General features: G+C 65.0%; 13 protein-coding genes. 5 read left to right on the top strand and 8 right to left on the bottom strand.

All coding sequences use genetic code 11. The features are described 5' to 3' along the window. Positions 1-248: 248 nt before the first annotated feature. Both AB0L63_RS06760 and AB0L63_RS06765 read right to left on the bottom strand, forming a co-directional pair. Positions 249-557, bottom strand: a complete 309-nt coding sequence (locus AB0L63_RS06760; RefSeq protein ID WP_364495740.1) for a DUF6802 family protein — start codon at positions 555-557, stop codon at positions 249-251. A gap of 115 nt (positions 558-672) precedes the next feature. Beyond that, positions 673-870, bottom strand: coding sequence for a PspC domain-containing protein (locus AB0L63_RS06765; protein WP_364495742.1), 198 nt, complete (start codon positions 868-870; stop codon positions 673-675). A 191-nt stretch (positions 871-1,061) separates the two neighbouring features. Here AB0L63_RS06765 and AB0L63_RS06770 point away from each other — a divergent pair, with 191 nt between their 5' ends. Further along, positions 1,062-2,714 carry an ABC-F family ATP-binding cassette domain-containing protein gene (locus tag AB0L63_RS06770; protein WP_364495745.1) on the top strand — a complete coding sequence of 551 codons (1,653 nt, stop codon included), beginning with the start codon at positions 1,062-1,064 and terminating at the stop codon, positions 2,712-2,714. Between the two features lie 792 nt (positions 2,715-3,506). Here AB0L63_RS06770 and glmM read toward each other — a convergent pair. The 5 genes from glmM to AB0L63_RS06795 form a co-directional block, all read right to left on the bottom strand. Continuing rightward, positions 3,507-4,883, bottom strand: a complete 1,377-nt coding sequence (gene glmM / locus AB0L63_RS06775) for a phosphoglucosamine mutase (RefSeq protein ID WP_364496851.1) — start codon at positions 4,881-4,883, stop codon at positions 3,507-3,509. Positions 4,884-5,090: 207 nt separating this feature from the next. Then, entirely contained in the window at positions 5,091-5,600 is a 510-nt protein-coding gene (gene rpsI / locus AB0L63_RS06780; protein ID WP_364495748.1) for a 30S ribosomal protein S9, read from the bottom strand. Then, positions 5,597-6,040: a 50S ribosomal protein L13 gene (rplM, locus tag AB0L63_RS06785; RefSeq protein WP_364495751.1), complete on the bottom strand. Its 444-nt coding sequence runs from the start codon at positions 6,038-6,040 to the stop codon at positions 5,597-5,599. Before rplM ends, rpsI begins: the two co-directional genes overlap by 4 nt. Positions 6,041-6,183: 143 nt before the next feature. Continuing rightward, a complete protein-coding gene (locus AB0L63_RS06790) occupies positions 6,184-7,974 on the bottom strand; it encodes a hypothetical protein (RefSeq protein ID WP_364495754.1) in 1,791 nt (596 codons plus the stop codon). A gap of 193 nt (positions 7,975-8,167) precedes the next feature. After that, positions 8,168-10,747, bottom strand: a complete 2,580-nt coding sequence (locus AB0L63_RS06795; protein ID WP_364495757.1) for an FHA domain-containing protein — start codon at positions 10,745-10,747, stop codon at positions 8,168-8,170. A 107-nt stretch (positions 10,748-10,854) separates the two neighbouring features. Between AB0L63_RS06795 and AB0L63_RS06800 the strand changes: the two genes are divergently transcribed. Continuing rightward, positions 10,855-12,300, top strand: coding sequence for a metallopeptidase (locus AB0L63_RS06800; protein ID WP_364495759.1), 1,446 nt, complete (start codon positions 10,855-10,857; stop codon positions 12,298-12,300). Between the two features lie 305 nt (positions 12,301-12,605). Here AB0L63_RS06800 and AB0L63_RS06805 read toward each other — a convergent pair whose 3' ends face one another. After that, on the bottom strand, positions 12,606-13,940 hold the full coding sequence (locus tag AB0L63_RS06805) for an FHA domain-containing protein (protein ID WP_364495762.1): 1,335 nt from the start codon (positions 13,938-13,940) through the stop codon (positions 12,606-12,608). 113 nt (positions 13,941-14,053) lie between these two features. Here AB0L63_RS06805 and AB0L63_RS06810 point away from each other — a divergent pair, with 113 nt between their 5' ends. The 3 genes from AB0L63_RS06810 (at position 14,054) to AB0L63_RS06820 (ending at position 17,850) form a co-directional block, all read left to right on the top strand. Beyond that, positions 14,054-15,259, top strand: coding sequence for a hypothetical protein (locus AB0L63_RS06810; protein ID WP_364495765.1), 1,206 nt, complete (start codon positions 14,054-14,056; stop codon positions 15,257-15,259). Positions 15,260-15,446: 187 nt separating this feature from the next. Then, on the top strand, positions 15,447-16,652 hold the full coding sequence (locus AB0L63_RS06815) for a hypothetical protein (RefSeq protein ID WP_364495768.1): 1,206 nt from the start codon (positions 15,447-15,449) through the stop codon (positions 16,650-16,652). A gap of 316 nt (positions 16,653-16,968) precedes the next feature. After that, positions 16,969-17,850 (top strand): hypothetical protein, encoded by an 882-nt coding sequence (locus tag AB0L63_RS06820; RefSeq protein WP_364495770.1) that lies wholly within the window; start codon positions 16,969-16,971, stop codon positions 17,848-17,850. Positions 17,851-17,853: the final 3 nt, after the last annotated feature.

The raw sequence follows: 17,853 nt of genomic DNA on the forward strand, positions 1-17,853 counted from the left end.
CATCACCCTGGCGATGCTCGCCCACGCCTTCCTCGCAGTCACCGCGGCCACCGACCCAAAAGCCCACGCGGGCTGGGCCGAATCACAGTCGCCGACATCCGCCGTCTCCTGGCGATAGTGCTGCACCCAGCCCGCACCCTCACCCATGCATTAGCTGCCTGCCACTGGCGCCGCCACCACCAACACCACGCCCGACAACTCCGCTATCGACCAAAGCGATTATGAAACAACGAAATACAACTGTCGTGCTAGTGCCCGATCTTCCCCTGGTCGGTTCGCACCCACTCGGACGTCCCGTCCGGATGCCGATGGAACTCCCATGCGGAGTAATCACCGTCCTTCTCGACCACGGTCACCTGGTCGGCAATGCCGTCGTGGTCCCAGTCGGTCCACACCTGCATGGCCTCGGGGCCGGTGGTGGTGACGGTGTCGAGAGCGCCGTCACCGTCGATGTCCTGGGTCGGGTGGTGCAGTTCGACTTCACCGAGGCTGTCCAGGGAGGAGGATGCGTCGATGCCGGGTAGATCCATGCCCGGGAATTCACCTGAGGTGATCATGACTCCTCCTGGTCGGGACTCGCGTGGCTGACACGGCGGTCGATCGGTGGGTACCGACCCATAGTGTCATCCGCGAGTCCCGGGTGTAGCCGCTGCCCCTAATTCTTGGGGATAGTCACTTTTTCGGAATGATCAGCCACAGCACCAGATACACGACGAACTGCGGGCCCGGGAGCAAGCAGGACAGGACGAAGAGCAAGCGGACGACATTGGCGTTCCAGCCGAAGTATTCGGCGATGCCGCCGCAGACGCCGGCGATCCACTTGTCGTTGGCGGAGCGGGTGAGTCGGCGGGTGGGCGCGGGGGCGGTCATTGTGTTCCCTCTCTGGTGATATTCGGTACGACATCAACTCTGCCCAGGAAAACCGCGCATTACATCGGTCGCATGACCTATCCCGACCCTGATTTCCGCAGGCCATGGACTCGGGGTGAAACCCCGAGGACCAGACCCTTCGGATCGGACCGGGTGTCGACGCGTGGCATGGACACGGCAGACTCATGGTGGTGAGCACCACTCTGCACGCCCGTGGACTCTCCGCGGGCCATGGCGAACGCACCCTGTTCGACGACCTCGATTTCACCCTCGCACCGGGTGATGTGATCGGTTTGGTCGGCATGAACGGTGCCGGCAAGTCGACGCTGCTGCGCATGCTCGCGAATCGCTCCACGGCCACCGGCAGCATCACGCTGTCACCGCCCGATGCCACCGTCGGGTACTTGGCGCAGGAGGCTGAGCTGATCGCCGGGGAGACGGTGCTCGAATTCCTCGGCCGCCGAACAGGTGTCGCCGAAGCACAGCGGATCATGGATGCCGCGGCAGCGCGTTTGGCCGACGGCGGCGAGGACGAATATTCGCCCGCCCTGGAGCGCTGGCTCGCGCTCGGCGGTGCCGATCTGGACCAGCGGGCCGAGGAGGTCGCGGCGGATCTCGGTCTCGCGGAAAGCCTGCCGAACGGCCTCGACACCGCGATGACCGGACTCTCCGGCGGTCAAGCGGCCCGCGCCGGACTCGCCTCGGTGCTGTTGTCCCGCTTCGACATTCTGCTGCTCGACGAGCCGACCAACGATCTGGATCTCGACGGCCTCGCCCGGCTGGAACAGTTCGTGACCGGCGTGCGGGTGCCGTTGATAATGATCAGTCATGACCGAGAGTTCTTGGCGCGCACCGTGAATCGCATTGTGGAACTCGATCTCGCACAGCAGCAGGTCGGGATCTATGACGGTGGCTACGAGGCGTATTTGATGGAGCGCGAGATCGCCCGCCAGCACGCCCGTGAGGCCTACGAGGAGTACGCCGACACCAAGGCCGGGCTCGAGGCTCGCGCTCAAATGCAGCGCAACTGGCTCGAACACGGCGTTCGCAATGCTCGGCGCAAGGCCCGCGACCCCAGGAAGCTCGACTCCGACAAGGCGGGCCGCAAAATGCGCGCCGAATCCACCGAGAAGCAGGCCGCCAAGGCTCGCCAGACCCAACGGCGCATCGAGCGTCTGGATGTGGTCGAGGAGCCACGCAAGGAGTGGGAGCTGCGCATGTCCATTGCGGCGGCCCCGCGCAGTGGCTCGGTGGTCGCCGCTTTGTCGAATGCGACCGTCACCCGGGGGGATTTCGAGCTCGGCCCGGTAACCACCCAGGTCGATTGGGCCGACCGCATTGTACTGACCGGGGCCAATGGTTCGGGTAAGTCCACGCTGCTCGCACTGCTGCTCGGAAAAATCCAGCCGGACAACGGAACCGCCGCACTGAGCTCCGGTGTAGAAATCGGCGAGGTCGACCAAGCGCGCGGGCTGTTCCGCGGAAGTACCTCCCTCGCAGACACTTTCAGCGCCGAAATGCCCGACTGGCCCGACGCCGAGGTGCGCACCCTGCTGGCCAAATTCGGCCTGCGCGGCCCACATGTCCTGCGCGCCTGCGAAACCCTCTCCCCCGGCGAACGTACTCGCGCCGCCCTCGCGCTCCTGCAAGCCCGCGGCGTCAACCTGCTCGTCCTCGACGAACCAACCAACCATCTCGACCTACCCGCCATCGAACAGCTCGAGCAGGCCATCGAATCGTTCCAGGGCACAATGCTTCTGGTCACACACGACCGCCGCATGCTCGATTCGGTCACGGCAACCCGCCGCTGGCACATGAACAACGGCCGACTCACCGAAAGCTAGGCGCCGTGTTCGGGCAGTGCGGCTCGGTGCGGAGGGGGTCTGGGGGCGTGCTCGGGCAAGTTCCAGGAGTTCGGCGGCTTGGGTGTAGCCGCGGCGCCTGTGCTGTCGTTGAAGTTCGAGGGCCAGGGCCGAACGCGGGACACCCCGGCGCAGAGCGGCGTTCAAGGTTGCCAGGGCATCCGGTCGGCTGACCGTTCGTGCTACGTCGATTGCGGTTCGGGCGGCGTTGGTGGTGACGGTGCCCTGGATCAGTTCGAGTTCGACTTTGTCCGCCTGGTCGCGGTGGACGATGAGACGGCCGGTGTGCGAATCCTGTAGGCCGAGGACGTGGGTCGGGTGATCGTGTTGTACCGCGAAGCCGTGGAGTTCGGCGGCGGTGTTGTAGGCGGCGGCGAGAGACGGCACGCCCATGGATAGGCGGGCAGCCTCTACGCGTAATTGGGCCGACGGTGCGGTGGTGGCCTCACGGAAGACGCCGCGGAAGACCCGCACCCATTCGCCTCGGTCGAGTAGTGCTCGCATCTCCGCGCGGGTGTACTCGCACAGCACCTGCCATGCGGCGAATACCCCGAATTGCTTGTCGCGTACTTCTTCCAGTCCTGGTCGCATATGGCAACTGTCGGTGCAACGGCACTACGGCCTCGGTGCCCGACCAGGGCGAACAGAAAGTCTGTGGATAACCATCTTTCTGTGGACAACTCGCCGGAACTCCCGCGATACACGCGCCACCCGTCGGTCGGAGTGGCACGCCAGATCGGACCATCGAAGCAGTTGAGCGCGCCCGAACAGCGACTACACCGCGGCGACGCGTTTGGCCAGATCGTCGGCCAGTTGCTGGGCCTGTACGGGATCGGTCGCCTCCACCATTACCCGGACCAGTTGTTCGGTTCCGCTGGGGCGCAACAGGATTCGACCGGAATCGCCGAGGGCTCGTTCAGCTTCCTGTACCGCCTCGCGAATTTCGGGGGCGGCGGCGACCGTGGCTTTGTCGGTAACCGGGACGTTCACCAACACCTGGGGTACGGTCTGCAGCACCGAAGCCAGATCGGCCAGCGAGCGGCGGGTTTGTGCCATGCGGGCCATCAGTTTCAATCCGGTGAGGATGCCGTCGCCGGTGGTGCCGAAGCCGGGAAACACCACGTGACCGGACTGTTCGCCGCCGAGGCTGTAACCGCCGCGGCGCAGTTCTTCGAGGACGTACCGGTCGCCGACGGCGGTGGTGCGCAAGGTGATTCCGGCTTCGCGCATGGCGATGTGCAGGCCGAGGTTGCTCATGACGGTGGCGACCAAGGTGTTCTGGACGAGCGAGCCGGTCTCGTGCATGGCCAGCGCGAGGATGGCCAGGATCGCGTCACCGTCGACGATCGCGCCATTGGCGTCCACGGCCAGGGTGCGGTCGGCGTCGCCGTCGTGTGCGATGCCGAGGTCCGCGCCGTACTCACCCACCGCGCGCTGGATCTGGTCGAGATGCGTCGAGCCGCAACCGTCGTTGATATTCAGGCCGTCGGGCTCGGCATTGATCGCGATCACCGTTGCTCCGGCCGCGCGGTACGCGGCCGGACCGACCTCGGCGGCCGCACCGTGCGCGCAGTCGACCACGACGGTCAGCCCGGACAGATCCTGCCCGGTCGCCTCGACCAGATGCTCGACGTAGCGCTCGTGTGTTCCGGCCAAGCTGTACTGATCGGGGATGACCAGCCCGTGGTCCCTGGCGCCGGATGCGTTCAATACCCGACCGATCCCCGGGCCGACCGGGCGCAGTGGCGTGCCCTCGGCGATCAACGCCTCGATCCGGTCCTCGACCGCGTCCTCGAGCTTGTGCCCGCCCGCCGCGAAGATCTTGATCCCATTGTCCGGCATGGGATTGTGCGAGGCCGAGATCATTACGCCGAGGCAGGCGTCGTACAACCCGGTCAGATATGCCACGGCGGGTGTCGGAAGCACCCCCACCGAAAGCACATCCACGCCCGCGGCGGTCAGGCCGGCGGTCACTGCGGCCTCGAGCATCTCGCCGCTGGCGCGTGGATCGCGACCGACCACGGCGAGCGCGCGTTCCTTGCCGCGGCTCAGAATCTGTGCTGCCGCCCCGGAAACCTGTAGCGCCAGTTCCGGACTCAGTGAGCCATTAGCAAGCCCGCGGACTCCGTCGGTGCCGAACAAACGTCCCATACCTTCGCCCATCATCGGTGGATCCGCGGCGTGCCCGAAGGCGGCGGCCGGTGCGACCGGGAAGTGCCCCGCGAATGCCTCGAGTTCATACAGCACAAGAGCAGGCGCCCAGCGGTGCTGGGAGCCTGCTCTCGTGCAGGTGCCCCGCCGACCGGACCGTCTCCGACACCTCCAGGGTGACGGATGCCGGCGGCCGACGCAGCCAAATCAGCGCTTCGAGTACTGAGGCGCCTTGCGGGCCTTCTTGAGGCCGTACTTCTTACGCTCGGTGGCGCGCGGGTCACGGGTCAGGAAGCCGGCCCGCTTGAGGGCGGGGCGGTCATCCGGGGTGACCTCGATGAGCGCACGGGCGATGGCCAGACGCAGCGCACCGGCCTGGCCCGAGGGGCCACCGCCGACGAGACGCGCGTGGATGTCGAAGGACTCGGTCCGCTCGACGGTCACCAGCGGCGACTTCACCAGCTGCTGGTGCACCTTGTTCGGGAAGTAGTCCTCGATGCTGCGGCCGTTCAGTACGAAGTTGCCGGTGCCCGGCAGCAGGCGCACGCGAACGACGGCCTCCTTGCGACGACCGACGGTCTGCACCGGGCGGTCGATCACGACCGGGGCGTAAGCGGCGGGCTCGGCGTCGTAGCCGTAGTCCTCCTCGACGACCTCGACGTTGGCGTCCTCGGCTGCGTATTCGTCGGACTCGTTGAATTCCTCAGGAGCGGTCACTGGGCCACCTGCTTGATCTCGAACGGAATGGGCTGCTGAGCGGCGTGCGGATGCGTCGGGCCCGCGTAGACCTTCAGCTTGCCCGCGATGGCGTTGCCGAGCTTGTTCTTCGGGATCATGCCCTTGACGGCCTTCTCCACCAGACGATCGGGGCGCGACTCCAACACCTGACCGACAGTGCGCGACTTGAGGCCGCCCGGGTGTCCGCTGTGGTGGTGGATCAGCTTGTCCGCCTTCTTGTTGCCGGAGATGGCAACCTTGTCGGCGTTGATGATGATGACGAAGTCGCCACCATCGAAGTTCGGCGCGTAGGTCGGCTTGTTCTTGCCGCGCAGCAGATTCGCTGCCTGGACGGCGAGACGGCCGAGAACTACGTCACTGGCGTCGATGACGTACCACTTACGGGTCACGTCACCCGCCTTGGGGCTGTACGTAGGCACAGTGGTTCCCTGTCTGTAGTCGGTGTTGCCAGCCACGGCATGCGATCGAGCGGTTCCCGGCGGCCGGTGGAGACCCGGGCTCGACGTACTTCCACACGCCGACGGGCAACGATACCAGCCATGTCCCAGCGGTATGAAACCGGTCAGATCTTGATCGGCGGTCCGTGGTCGATGGCGCCGGGCGGGCCAGGGACCACGTAGCGTGGAACGTCGATGCTCGGTTGCGCGCACTCCGCGCCCGCGGCGTCGAATCCGGAGTCGCCCTGTTCCGACACCAGGCCCGGGTCGTATCCGCGCGCCGCGGCAATGCCTGCACGCTGCTCATTGGTGACGTACGGGGTTAATGGGCAGGAGATCGGCGCTCCGGTGACATCGGTGGCCAGTTCGACCCGGTCACCGCCGGAGGGCATGGCCAGCGCGGCCAATGCGGCGGCACCGACCACCGCGTGCGCACCGAACAACTTGCCCCACCGGTTGCTCTTGCGTGGTTTGTCCGCGTCCTCGTCCGATTCGCGTGACTGCCACTGCGAACCGCTCGGCGGCGGTTGCTCCTGCTGCGGCTGGTAGGGACCGCGCGGACCCGACGGCGGCACCTGTCCTTGCGGCGTCGGTCCCTGCGGTGTCGGCGGCCGACCGATGACGGTGGGCCGCTGCTCTTCCGGATACTGCCCGGGCGGGCGGGTGAACCGGCTTCCCAACTCGGCGAGGTTCGGCGGCAGGGACTCCCGGCTGACCCTGGTGGTCGGTTCCTCCCCCGTCGGCTCGGTCGACGACTGCACGGTCGGATATCCAGGCCCGTACTGAACCACCGGCGGATGCGACTGCGCGCCCTCACGACGGCCCTGCCCCTGCTCAGGACGGGCCGTCTCCTGTTCCGACCGCCCCACCTGCTCCGAACGAGACGGCACATCCGACCGCGCATGCAACGCTTCCGCCTGACGCTGCGCCGACAACGCCTGCGGCTCGGCCTGTCGCTGCGCCGAATGTTCCTGCTGCGGTGCCGATTCGGCCTGATACTGTGCCGACTCCACCGGCCGCGCCCGCGGCGGCGGTGCGGGCTCGGCATGTCGGCCCGCCGACTCCGGCTCACCGTTCTCGTTATCGGTCACCAGCAGGTGCGCGGCCCCGAGCACCAGCGCGTGCATCGGGTGATCGGCCACGTGCAACCGGTGCCCGAGGTGGTTCTGGAACGCCAACCGCAGCGCGTCGTTGAAGCAGACATTGCCGGACAGCAGCACCGTCGAGGTGTCCGCGCCGATCGAGCGGGCCGCGGCCATCACCTCTATCACCACATTGTCGGCCGAACGCGCATCGCGCATGGCCTCCGCGGTGACCGGTACGTCGACCGATTCGGTCGGCTGCTCATCGTCGCCGTGCACCGCGACAACCAACATGGTCCGCCCGTCGGAGTACACCCCGGTCGCACCGATGCCGTGCGGATTGCGATCGTCCGGCGACCGCACCAGGCCCAGCGCACGCACATATCCGGACAGCGCGACACTTTCCGGCAGCGGTTCGACCGTGACGTCCAGCCGTTCGACCAAGTCGACGTACACATCGACCTTCGCGTCGGGCCAGCCGTCCGGGAAGGGCAGCGCGATCAGATCCGGTTTACCGCGCAGATATTTGCCGACGGCCGCGAGCGGGTTGTACATGCGGGCACGGAAGACCAGCTCGGCGGGCCAGGTCGCCCCGGCCACCATGATCTGCGGATGGCCGAGGATGTCGCGTACATCAGCGATCGCCATCCCCAGATCCGGCCGCTGCCGCTCCACTCCGGCGGTATGCAGTCGACCCGACGAATCCGCCAGCAGATATGCCGGCGGCGTGTATGTACCTTCTACCTGCACGGGGCGGATCGGTGTCCCGCCGCCGCCCGCGGCAACGGACACCACATCCCACCCGAGATGTACTGCCCCAACTCGCACCGTCACAGGCATAAGTGTGCCTGCTGCGCTAGCGACATGCGCACTGCGTCCGGTGAGAGCCGGCCTGAGCAGGTCCGTGCGACTTCACGTCGCTGGCGCTCGGTTCCGTCGCACGGCCCGCCGCGCCGTGGTGACATGGTTCGCTCGCTCATGGCTGCGCCAACCGAGCGATGCTCGGCTGTGTCGATGGTTCGCTCGCTCACGCCGCCACGTTCGACTTCCGCAGCCGCAACCGACGCCACGTGATGAACGCCAACACCACCGTTATCGCGACCAGCAGGCCGATATCGAGATACCAGGTATTCGGCTCGTGCTTCCACAATGCGTCGGGTTGCGCGTTGGCGAACAGTGTCCGAATATCCACCGTCGACGACCCGGCCGCATAACCCCACCGCGACGGGAACAGCCACGAGATCTGCTCCAGCACCACCCGGTGGGTCACCGGAATCAGACCACCCGCCATGACCAGCTGGACCATGATCATCACCACGAGCATCGGCATGACCTGCTCACTGGACCTCGCCAGACTGGACAGCAGCAGGCCGAAGACCACACAGCACACCGCGGTCAATGCGATATCCAAGTACAGCTCGGCGGGCCCGTTCGGCATGACCGAGCCCGCCAGTGGCGGCTTCTTACCAACCAGTGTGATGCCGACGAGCACCGCCGCCTGCAGGAACGCGGTAATGCTGAACACCGCGATCTTGGCTAACAGATACGCCGAGGGCAGCAGCCCGACCGCGCGCTCGCGATAGAAGATGGTGCGCTCACCGACCAGATCGCGCACGGTCAGCGTCGACCCCATGAAGCAGGCGCCCAGAATCAATACGACTAGCAACTGCTGGGTCTCGCTGCCGCCGGACGGGACGAACAGCGTCTCGTTGCCGCTCTGCACCTGCTCCAGCGGACCGCTCTGGAAACCGTTACTGCCCGGCACCACCAGCGATAGCGCACCGAGGATGAAGGGCAGGATCACCAGGAACGCCAGGTAACCGCGGTCGGCGAAGATCAACCGCACCTGCCGTCGCGCCAGGGTGGAGAACTGCTTGGCGCGCCCGGATTGCGGCGGACTACCAGCTGATCCCTGCCGTGGCGGTGCGGGCGGTGGCGGCGGTGGCGCGAAGGCCAGCCTGGACCGGTACGCGGCGAAGGCCTGATCCGGATTCGCGGCGACCCGCCCGAAGATCTCCGCCCAGTCGCTGGTGCCCATGGCCGCGCCGACACTGGCCGGATGACCGCAGAAGGCGGTCTTGCCACCGGGCGCGAGCAACAGCACCTGATCGCACATGTCCAGGCAGGCCACCGAGTGGGTGACCACGATGACGGTGCGCCCGGCATCGGCCAGTTCGCGCAGCATCACCATCACCTGACGGTCGAGCGCCGGATCCAGCCCCGAGGTCGGTTCGTCCAGGATCAGCAGCGACGGACCGGTGAGCAGTTCCAGCGCCACCGACGCGCGTTTGCGCTGACCGCCGGAGAGCCGGTCCACCCTGGTGTCGGCATGTTCGATGAGCGAAAGTTCTTTCAGCACACCGTCGATCACCTGCTGGCGGTCGGCCTTCGAGTTGTCCGGCGGAAGTCGCAGTTCGGCGGCGTAGCCGAGCGCCTGACGCACGGTGAGCTGCCGGTGCAACACATCGTCCTGCGGCACCATGCCGATGCGGGAACGCAGCGCCTCGTATTCGGCGTGCAGATTGCGCCCCTCGAAGGTAACCACACCGCCGGAGGGGTGCGTGGTGCCCGCGATCAATTTCGACAGCGTCGATTTGCCCGCGCCGGAGGGTCCGATGAGCGCGGTGAGCGTGCCGCGCCCCGCCTGCATGTTCACATCGACGAGCAACTGCTTATTGCCCTCGACGGTGAAGCCGACGCCGTGCACGTGCAGGCCCTGTTCGGCGACCGGCTTCTGCCGATGCGCCAGCGTGCCCTGCTGGACGACGAAGTCGATATTGCCGACGGTGATGATGTCGCGCTCACGCAGTACCGCGCGCTGCTCGCGATGGCCGTTGACGAAGGTGCCGTTGGCCGAGCCGAGGTCCTCGATGATCAGGCCCTCAGCGGACGCGACCAGACGAGCGTGCTTGCGCGAGGCCAGCGGATCGTTGACAACGATCTGATTGTCGGAGGTACGACCGATATTCAGCCCGCCGGGCGGCAGGCGGTCGGCCCTGGCGATCGGTGAGCTGGACGGGCGGGAGCGGACCGGCGGCAGCATCGAACTGTCGGCCTTGAAGGTCATATTGATGTTCGGCTGCTGCGGCTGGGCGGGCTGCGGCTGCGGAGGTGGCTGGTCTGGACGCTGCTGCGATGGCTGCTGGAGATGCTGTTCCGGACGCTGTTGGGATGGCGGCGGTGCCTGCGATGTCCGCCGCGGATGCTGATAACCCGGCGGCACCGACGACTGCGGCTGCGACGGTAGCGGCTGGGCCGCCGGCTGTGCGACCGGCCGCTGCGGCCGGGCCGCCGGCGTTGCGGGTAGCAGATGCAGTAGCGGACCGCTGATCGCGTCGCCGAGCCGCACCTGTGTCGGCCGATTGATCGGCACCGGCTGACTCAATCGTCGCGCATCCACGAAAACGCCGTTGGTGCTGCCATTGTCGATGAGTACCCAGCTGTTCCCCTGCCAGGCGAGCGTCGCGTGCACTCGCGAGACCAGCGGGCTGTCCACGAACAGAGTAACTTCCGGTGCGCGGCCCATCGTGACCTGTTGATTCGAATCGAAGACCCGTTCGGTTCCATCATGGCGCACGGTGATGGTCTGCGCCCCCGGTAAAGACATGCAGCGGATACTATTCCATCACCCGGACGTCGGCGGTGCCCCCGATGCGCCCATTACCCCGACCCGGAGACCGTTATGAACGTGCGACCGGCCGACCAGGGGGAGCCTTGCCGAAACTCCGAGCGACCGCGGTCATTGCCGTAGCAGTATGCGTAATCACCATGTTGGCGGGCTGTACTCGCGCGGTGCACGGTCGAGCGGTTTCGGTCTACGACGATCCGTTCAGGGTCGCCGGACTGCCCACCACAGGTGGTCCGAGCGGACCGCGCCCCGGCGTCCCCGATACCTCGCTCACCGCGGTCAATGGGGACAGCGGCGAAGTGGATGCCTTGGCGCTCAACGCGATCGAGGATATTCAGACATATTGGCGCGCCGAATACAGCAAGGACTTCGACGGCGAGTTCAAACCGGTCGACAAGCTGATCTCCTGGAGCGCGAAGGCACCGCGCAGCCAGTCGCTCGAATTCTGTAAGGAATCCACCTATCACCTGGTGAACGCCGCCTACTGCCGACTCGACAACTCGATCGGCTGGGACCGCTCGGTGCTGTTGCCGACGATCGAGGACACCTTCGGCAAGATGGCCGTGATCATGGTGCTCGCCCATGAATACGGACACGCCATCCAGACGCTGGCGAAAATCGTGCAGCCGAAGGATCCGGTGATCGTCAAGGAGCAGCAGGCCGACTGCTTCTCGGGTGCGTTCATTCGCCATGTGGCCGAAGGCAAATCCAAGCACTTCACCATCAATACCTCCGATGGCCTGAACTCGGTGCTTGCCGCGACCGTCGCCATTCGGGACTCCAATCCGGATGATCCGGAGAGCGTGCACGGTTCGGCATTCGAGCGGGTCACGGCCGTGCAGATCGGCTTCACCGATGGCCCGAAGGCATGCAAGGCCATTGATATGCACGAGATCGAGCGCCGCCGCGGCAATTTGCCGCAGAGCTTCAAGGACGATCCCGGCCACGGCGAGAATCCGATCGATAAGGACAGTCTGATCGAGCTCAGCAAGGCACTCGCGGTGATCCTGCCGCTGAAGCAGGCGCCGACCTACAACTATTCCGGCGCGAAGATCGACTGCAAGAACGGCGTTACCACACCGCCGGTTTCGTATTGTCCGGCCACGAACACCATCGCGACCGATGTGCCCGCGCTCGCGCAGCGCGGCACCTCCGATGTCGATGACAACGATCCGTTGCCGATCAAGGTGACCGGCGATTACAACGGCTACATCGTCTTCATTTCGCGCTATACCCTCGCCGTCCAGCAGAGCAACGGTCAGCAGTTGGTCGGTGCCAAGACCGGATTGCGCGCGGCCTGCCTGTCGGGGGTGGTCACCGGCAAGCTCGCGCAGCCGGGCCGGACCCAGGCGCAGGGCGATATCGTCTTGGCCGCAGGCGATCTCGACGAGGCCGTCTCCGGACTGCTGGTCGACGGGCTGGCAGCAAGCGATATACAGGGCCAGACCGTGCGGAGTGGGTTCTCCCGTGTCGACGCGTTTCGGGCGGGAGTCATAAACGGCGAAAAGACATGCATGTCGCGATATTCGTGACCAACCGGACAGCCGGTACTACGCAGCAACACAATTCCCGCGTCGTACCGGACCGAACTCAGTTCTGCCAGCCCGCAGCGGACACCCAACCCGACGGACAGGTCTTCCGCAACGGGAAGTACATCGGAGTCCCGGTCGCTTCCTGTGGTCCCTGCCCAGCCTCCGGCTTCTGGAAGCAGAACACCCCGTCAGTAGACGGTGCGGGCTCGGCGGTCACGAGCGGTGCGATCAGTTCCATCGATTCCAGGACATCTGAGCCTCGCGTATCTCCTGAGCCCTGTGCGGTATTCCTCGAGTACCGACTCTCAGCCGAACGGCGGCGGGGCGGCGGGCTCGAAACGCAGGACCCGGTTGCCGATCATCACCTCGGTGCCTGGCGCCAGGAGCATCGGCCGATTCGGCGCCAACCGCACCCAATCGCGGTAACCGGGCAGGCGGGTGCGGGTGCCATTGGTGGAACCCCGATCCACCACCGACACATCCCAATTCACCAGCAGCACCTCAGCATGCGCGCGGGACATCCCGCCCGAGGAATCCTCGACCTTCAACGGCACCATGCCACGGCGGGCCTGTTCGGTGTGTTCCGGATCGCGGCCGAGAACCGCGTCCGCGGCCAGCATGTAGGTCATACCGTCGTCGAGGACCAGCATGCCGAGCGGCGGGCGGACCACCTCGATCAGCTGCTGCGTCTGATCCACCGGCATCCCGCAGACCGTGCAGAACGCCGAGCGCGGATCGCTGGGATGCGCACGCGCGCACTTGAATCCCATCACCTTGACGGTGAGGGCGGTGGCCTTCGCGGTGGCCTCCAGCCTGCGCTGCAGATCCGGATCCGGGCGCGGGGCCGGATTGGTGCCGCCCGTTTGGGTCGGCGCGTGATGCGAATCGACCGGTTCTTGTTCCTGGACCGAATCGAGCATCGCGGTCGAGGCGCGGGTCTCGGTCAGCTGTGGTTCGGGGCTCGACTCCGGTTCGGGCCTGGAGCGCTGGGTCGGGCCCGAGTCGATGCGCGCGGTCGGCGGTGGCGGCGGTCGATGCGCGCCCGCCGGTCGCACCGGTTCGGACCGGCCACGCACCGCGTCGGACCAGACGATCGCACCGCCCGCCTGCGCGATGCCCTCCACCAACCAGCCGATCCCCCGCTCGGCGGGCAGATCCGGAATGCGGCCCTCGGGTTCGTCGACGAAGAGCGCGACCGCCCTCGCGGGCACCGTCGCGACCCGATCCACCGTGAAGGCCGCATCGCTGCCCCGATAGCGCTCGAGCGTGCCGTCGCCGGCGAGCACCGCGGTGACCGCACCGTGCAGGAAGATCGCCATCCCGCCGGTCTCGGCCGCGGACAGGATGCCGAAATCGATTGGCACACCGGGACTGATCTGCTCGGCATGCGTCATGAGCCACCTGGTTGCCGCGCGCGCGACCAGTGCGCCCGGCCCCTGCGGATGCTGTTCGGCGGCCTCCCGCACGAGCTCGGCCAGTGATCCCAACGCGACGACGGCGGGTGTGTCCGGAGTCAGGCGCGCATGCCCACGATGCGCGACGACCACCACCGCACCCGCGACCCGGGCGACGGCGTGACCTCCGACAATGACCTCAACCTGCCAATCCTTCAACGGAATCGGTCTTCCAGCGGTGTGCATTGCGGGGTCGTCGCCACAACAACAAGGGTATTGCAATCGAAGTCCTAAGGGGCCCCGTCCCTGTGTCCGTCCGGTAACTTCAGATGCACATCGGGACGAACGAGGGGCCGGTCATGGTTGGGACTTCGCGGATCGCGTTCGCCGTGGCTTGTATCGCGGTGAGCGGGGTGTTGGTCGGGTGCAGCGGCGTGCAGGGGACACCGCTGGCGGCCGAACAAGATGTGCGCAAACTCGAGGTCGGCACCTATCCGGTCGATCGACACACCTACGACCAGGACGCGGGCAAGAACGGGGCGCTGGTCGAGGGCATGCGGATGTCGGAGGCGGTGGTCGCCAGTTCGAAGATCGACCCGTCGCTCACCTATGGACGAGAAGGCAAGGTGCTCAGCAGCATCGACGATGCCGTCGAACATGTCGCATCGGCATCCAAGCCGGTGCTGGTGAACCGCAAATACCTCACCGGATACGCCACCAGCGGTTCGGATAAACCCGATCCGCGCGGTCAGACCCGGCCCTCGGCCGACACCACCGCGATCACCGATGTCGTATTCCGATTCCCGGACGAGGCCACCGCGAAAATCGCCGCCCGCGAACTCGAGGACGCCGATATCAATATCTCCCCCGACAACCGCAAACTGCCGTCGAGCAAATATCCGGACGCCTATATCCATTGGCGTCCCGGCATTCCCAATATCGGAACCTTCATGGCGCACAAGGAGTTCGTCATCTCACTGTTCGTCGGGCGGCCCCGCGCGGACGGTCACGACCTGCTCAGCTGGGTCGAGAAAACGCTGGATGCCCAGGCCGGCGCATTGGACAAGTTTCAGGCGACCCCGCAGGACAAGTTCAGCAGCCTGAAGGTCGACCCGGAGGGCATGCTCGGGCGCGTGGTGGTCGCGGATCGCCGTGGGCACACCCCGAATGCCGATAACTTCGCGGTCTATGGGCCCAGTTATTTCGTCCAGTCGGCCGAGGACGAGTCCAAGACCCAGAAGTTGGTCGACGAGGTCGGGGTCGAACGATTCGCCATTGTCGACAACGGCTCGGTCACCCGCGTCCGGGACTATCCGGCCGCACAGAAGTTCATCGATGGATTGATCGACGAGGTGCGCAATACCTTCGATCCGATCGATGCGCCCAAGGATATTCCGGGCGCAAAGTGCTTGCAGCTCAATAGCAAAGGCGATCCGGAGCGGCAGTACAAGTACCGCTGCTATGTCCCGTACAAGCGGTATGTCGGCGTGGTCACCAGCGATGAGGAGCCGGATGTGCGGCAGAAGGTGACCGCGCAATACGCACTTTTGGCCAATAGCCTCTGACACTGCGCTCACTGACCGGGCCTTGGACCTGCGACCGGCCCGCTCGACAAACTGCCCGCACTGTCCACCCGCTCAAATGATCGACCTGCCATGGGATCCGGATCGACTGCTCGTTTCCGTCCCGATGCCGACGATACTGCGTCGAGTAGGATCCGGCAGGAGGTAGGCCGACGGGACGGGCGGAAATGTGAGTATGCGAGGCGGATTCGTCACACTACTCATGGTGGGCGCCATGGCGAGCGCGAGCTGCGCTGGGAGTGTGACCGGGCATGCCGGACCAGGGCTGACGCCGGTGGATCCAAAGACCCTGAATACTGGCCCCTACAAGGCCGAACCGACCGCCTACGAACCCGACATCACCAGCTCGGCCGACGTGCGTAGCATCGAAGCGCAGCGGCTACTCAACTATCTAACTCCCTCCTACGAGATCGACAGCGACATCAACGTCCTCGGTGACATCAAGGTGTTCTTCGACGGCAATCAGCTTGCCGAGTCGAATACCTTCCCGGAGAAGTACCGATCCGCCGGAGTCGACAACAACCTACTGCTGGGGGTCTACGTCTCGCGGATCAATGAAAACCTCCGAAGCCGGAAGAAACTGATCATCTCGGTACTGCGGTTCCCGACCGACACCGCCGCGATGAAGGCAGCCAACGATTTCGACTCGACCACGAATTCTGATCCTGGCCGACACCAGGTTCCGATCACTGGCCATCCGGATGCCAAGACGTCGTCAACGGATGACGTCACCGGTATTTCCTTTCTGGCACACGGACCATACGTCGTCATGACGAATGTCGGCATCCCGGAACCGAATCAGGCCGGACTGACCGAGGTCATCCGGAAGACGCTGGACAAGCAGATAGCTCGTTTGGACCAGACTCAGCCCACCCCGCTCGACGATATCCTCGACCTTCCCGTCGATCCGGACAGCATCATGCGACGCGCGCTGCCTCGAGCATCCGATTACAGCGACCCCTACATCTACGACTGGGATTTCGGTCCTTTTCAGCCGACCGGCGAACTGCACTTCGAACGCAACCCGGCCGAAGCCGCAAAGGCATTCGACGAAAGCGGTGTAGATCTCGTCGCACGACGCGGCGGGATCATCTATCGAACGAGGGATTTGTCGGGTGCCTTCCGCCTACAGTCCACGCTGACCAAAGCCGGAAAGAATGACGACGTGCTCGATCCCCCACCGGGTCTGCACGACGCTCGGTGTGTGAAGCTCGACAAGACCGATCCATATCGTCTTTTCGACGGCCTGTGCGCTGTCGTGTACGGAAGATATGTCGGCGTGGTCATGTCGAAGATGCTCTCATCCGCTCGGGTCGACCATGCCCTGTATCAGCGTGCGGCTGCACAGTATTCGATCCTGGCAAAGAGTGAGTAGCGAGGCTGTCATGCGACTCCCTAACATTCTGCGCCTCCTACTCGCCCTCACGATTGCGGCTACCGCCGGATGTGGCGGTACCGCCCACACGACTACTCCGACCATCGACACCTCGAAACTGGAGTCCGGTAATTACCCGATAGTTCCACGCGATATCGAGGCAATCCGAATATCGCGAACCGGGCCGGCGCTGGAGGCGATCCGAATCGGTAATTCGACTCTACTGCCTTTCGATGTGGACGGAAGATACTCTTTCCAGCGACTTACCAACACTGATCGCAGAGTTACTCCGTATGCCACACCGACAGTATTCTCATTGAGCGACGAAGAATTAGCCGAATCAACTCGAGGGATGATCGCCGGATGGGACGGCAGCGGCGAGCGCCGCAAACAACCATCGCTCGGTCGACAGGTCAACCTTTCCCTGCTACGGTTCCCGGACACCGCACAGGCCGAAACCGCACTTCACCGTCTGGCTGACCGACAATCCGAGAATTTGCCCGGCGATTCGGTACAACTACCCAAATTCCCGCAGGCACGCGCGAAATGGTCGGTCAGCAAGAAATATCTCGATGCATGGCTGACACACGATGCGATGGCGCTATACGTGCATGTCGAGGACCCGCTCAGTGAACCGGCGGAGCTAGCACCGCTCATCGACTTCGCACAGAAATACTTCCAGAAGCAGATCGAGATGCTGGCCAGCTACACTCCCACCCCGGTTGACCAACTCGGATCACTCCCCCTGGATGTGGACGGGATCCTGAGCCGAACCTTGCCGCTGGAGGAGAAGGATCGGATCCGCAAGGATTACGACAACTCGATGGTCCTCCCCGTCCGCGCAGCGCTACATTTCGAGAACCTACCCGGCCTTACTAAAGCCGCTTTCGACGATGCCGGCGTAGATTTTGTCTCTTTTTCCAGCGCAAGGCTCTTTCGCGCCCGTGATGCCGACAGCGCTACTCGCCTGCTGGCCGCTTTTGCGGACCAGGACTCGGATGGCTACCGGAAGATCGACAGTCCGCCGAATATGCCTGGCGCACGTTGCTTCGACAACAAAGACACGAAATCGACTTCCGCCCGTTATCCGCCGGTTTGCTATTTCGCTTACGACCGCTACGTCGCGCGCGTAACCGGCCACAATCTCCAGGAGCTATATCAGCGGACCGCAGCACAATACAAGCTGCTCGTACATTGATCA

Origin of the sequence: Nocardia sp. NPDC051990, assembly GCF_040680755.1 — a bacterium.
Lineage (GTDB): Bacteria > Actinomycetota > Actinomycetes > Mycobacteriales > Mycobacteriaceae > Nocardia.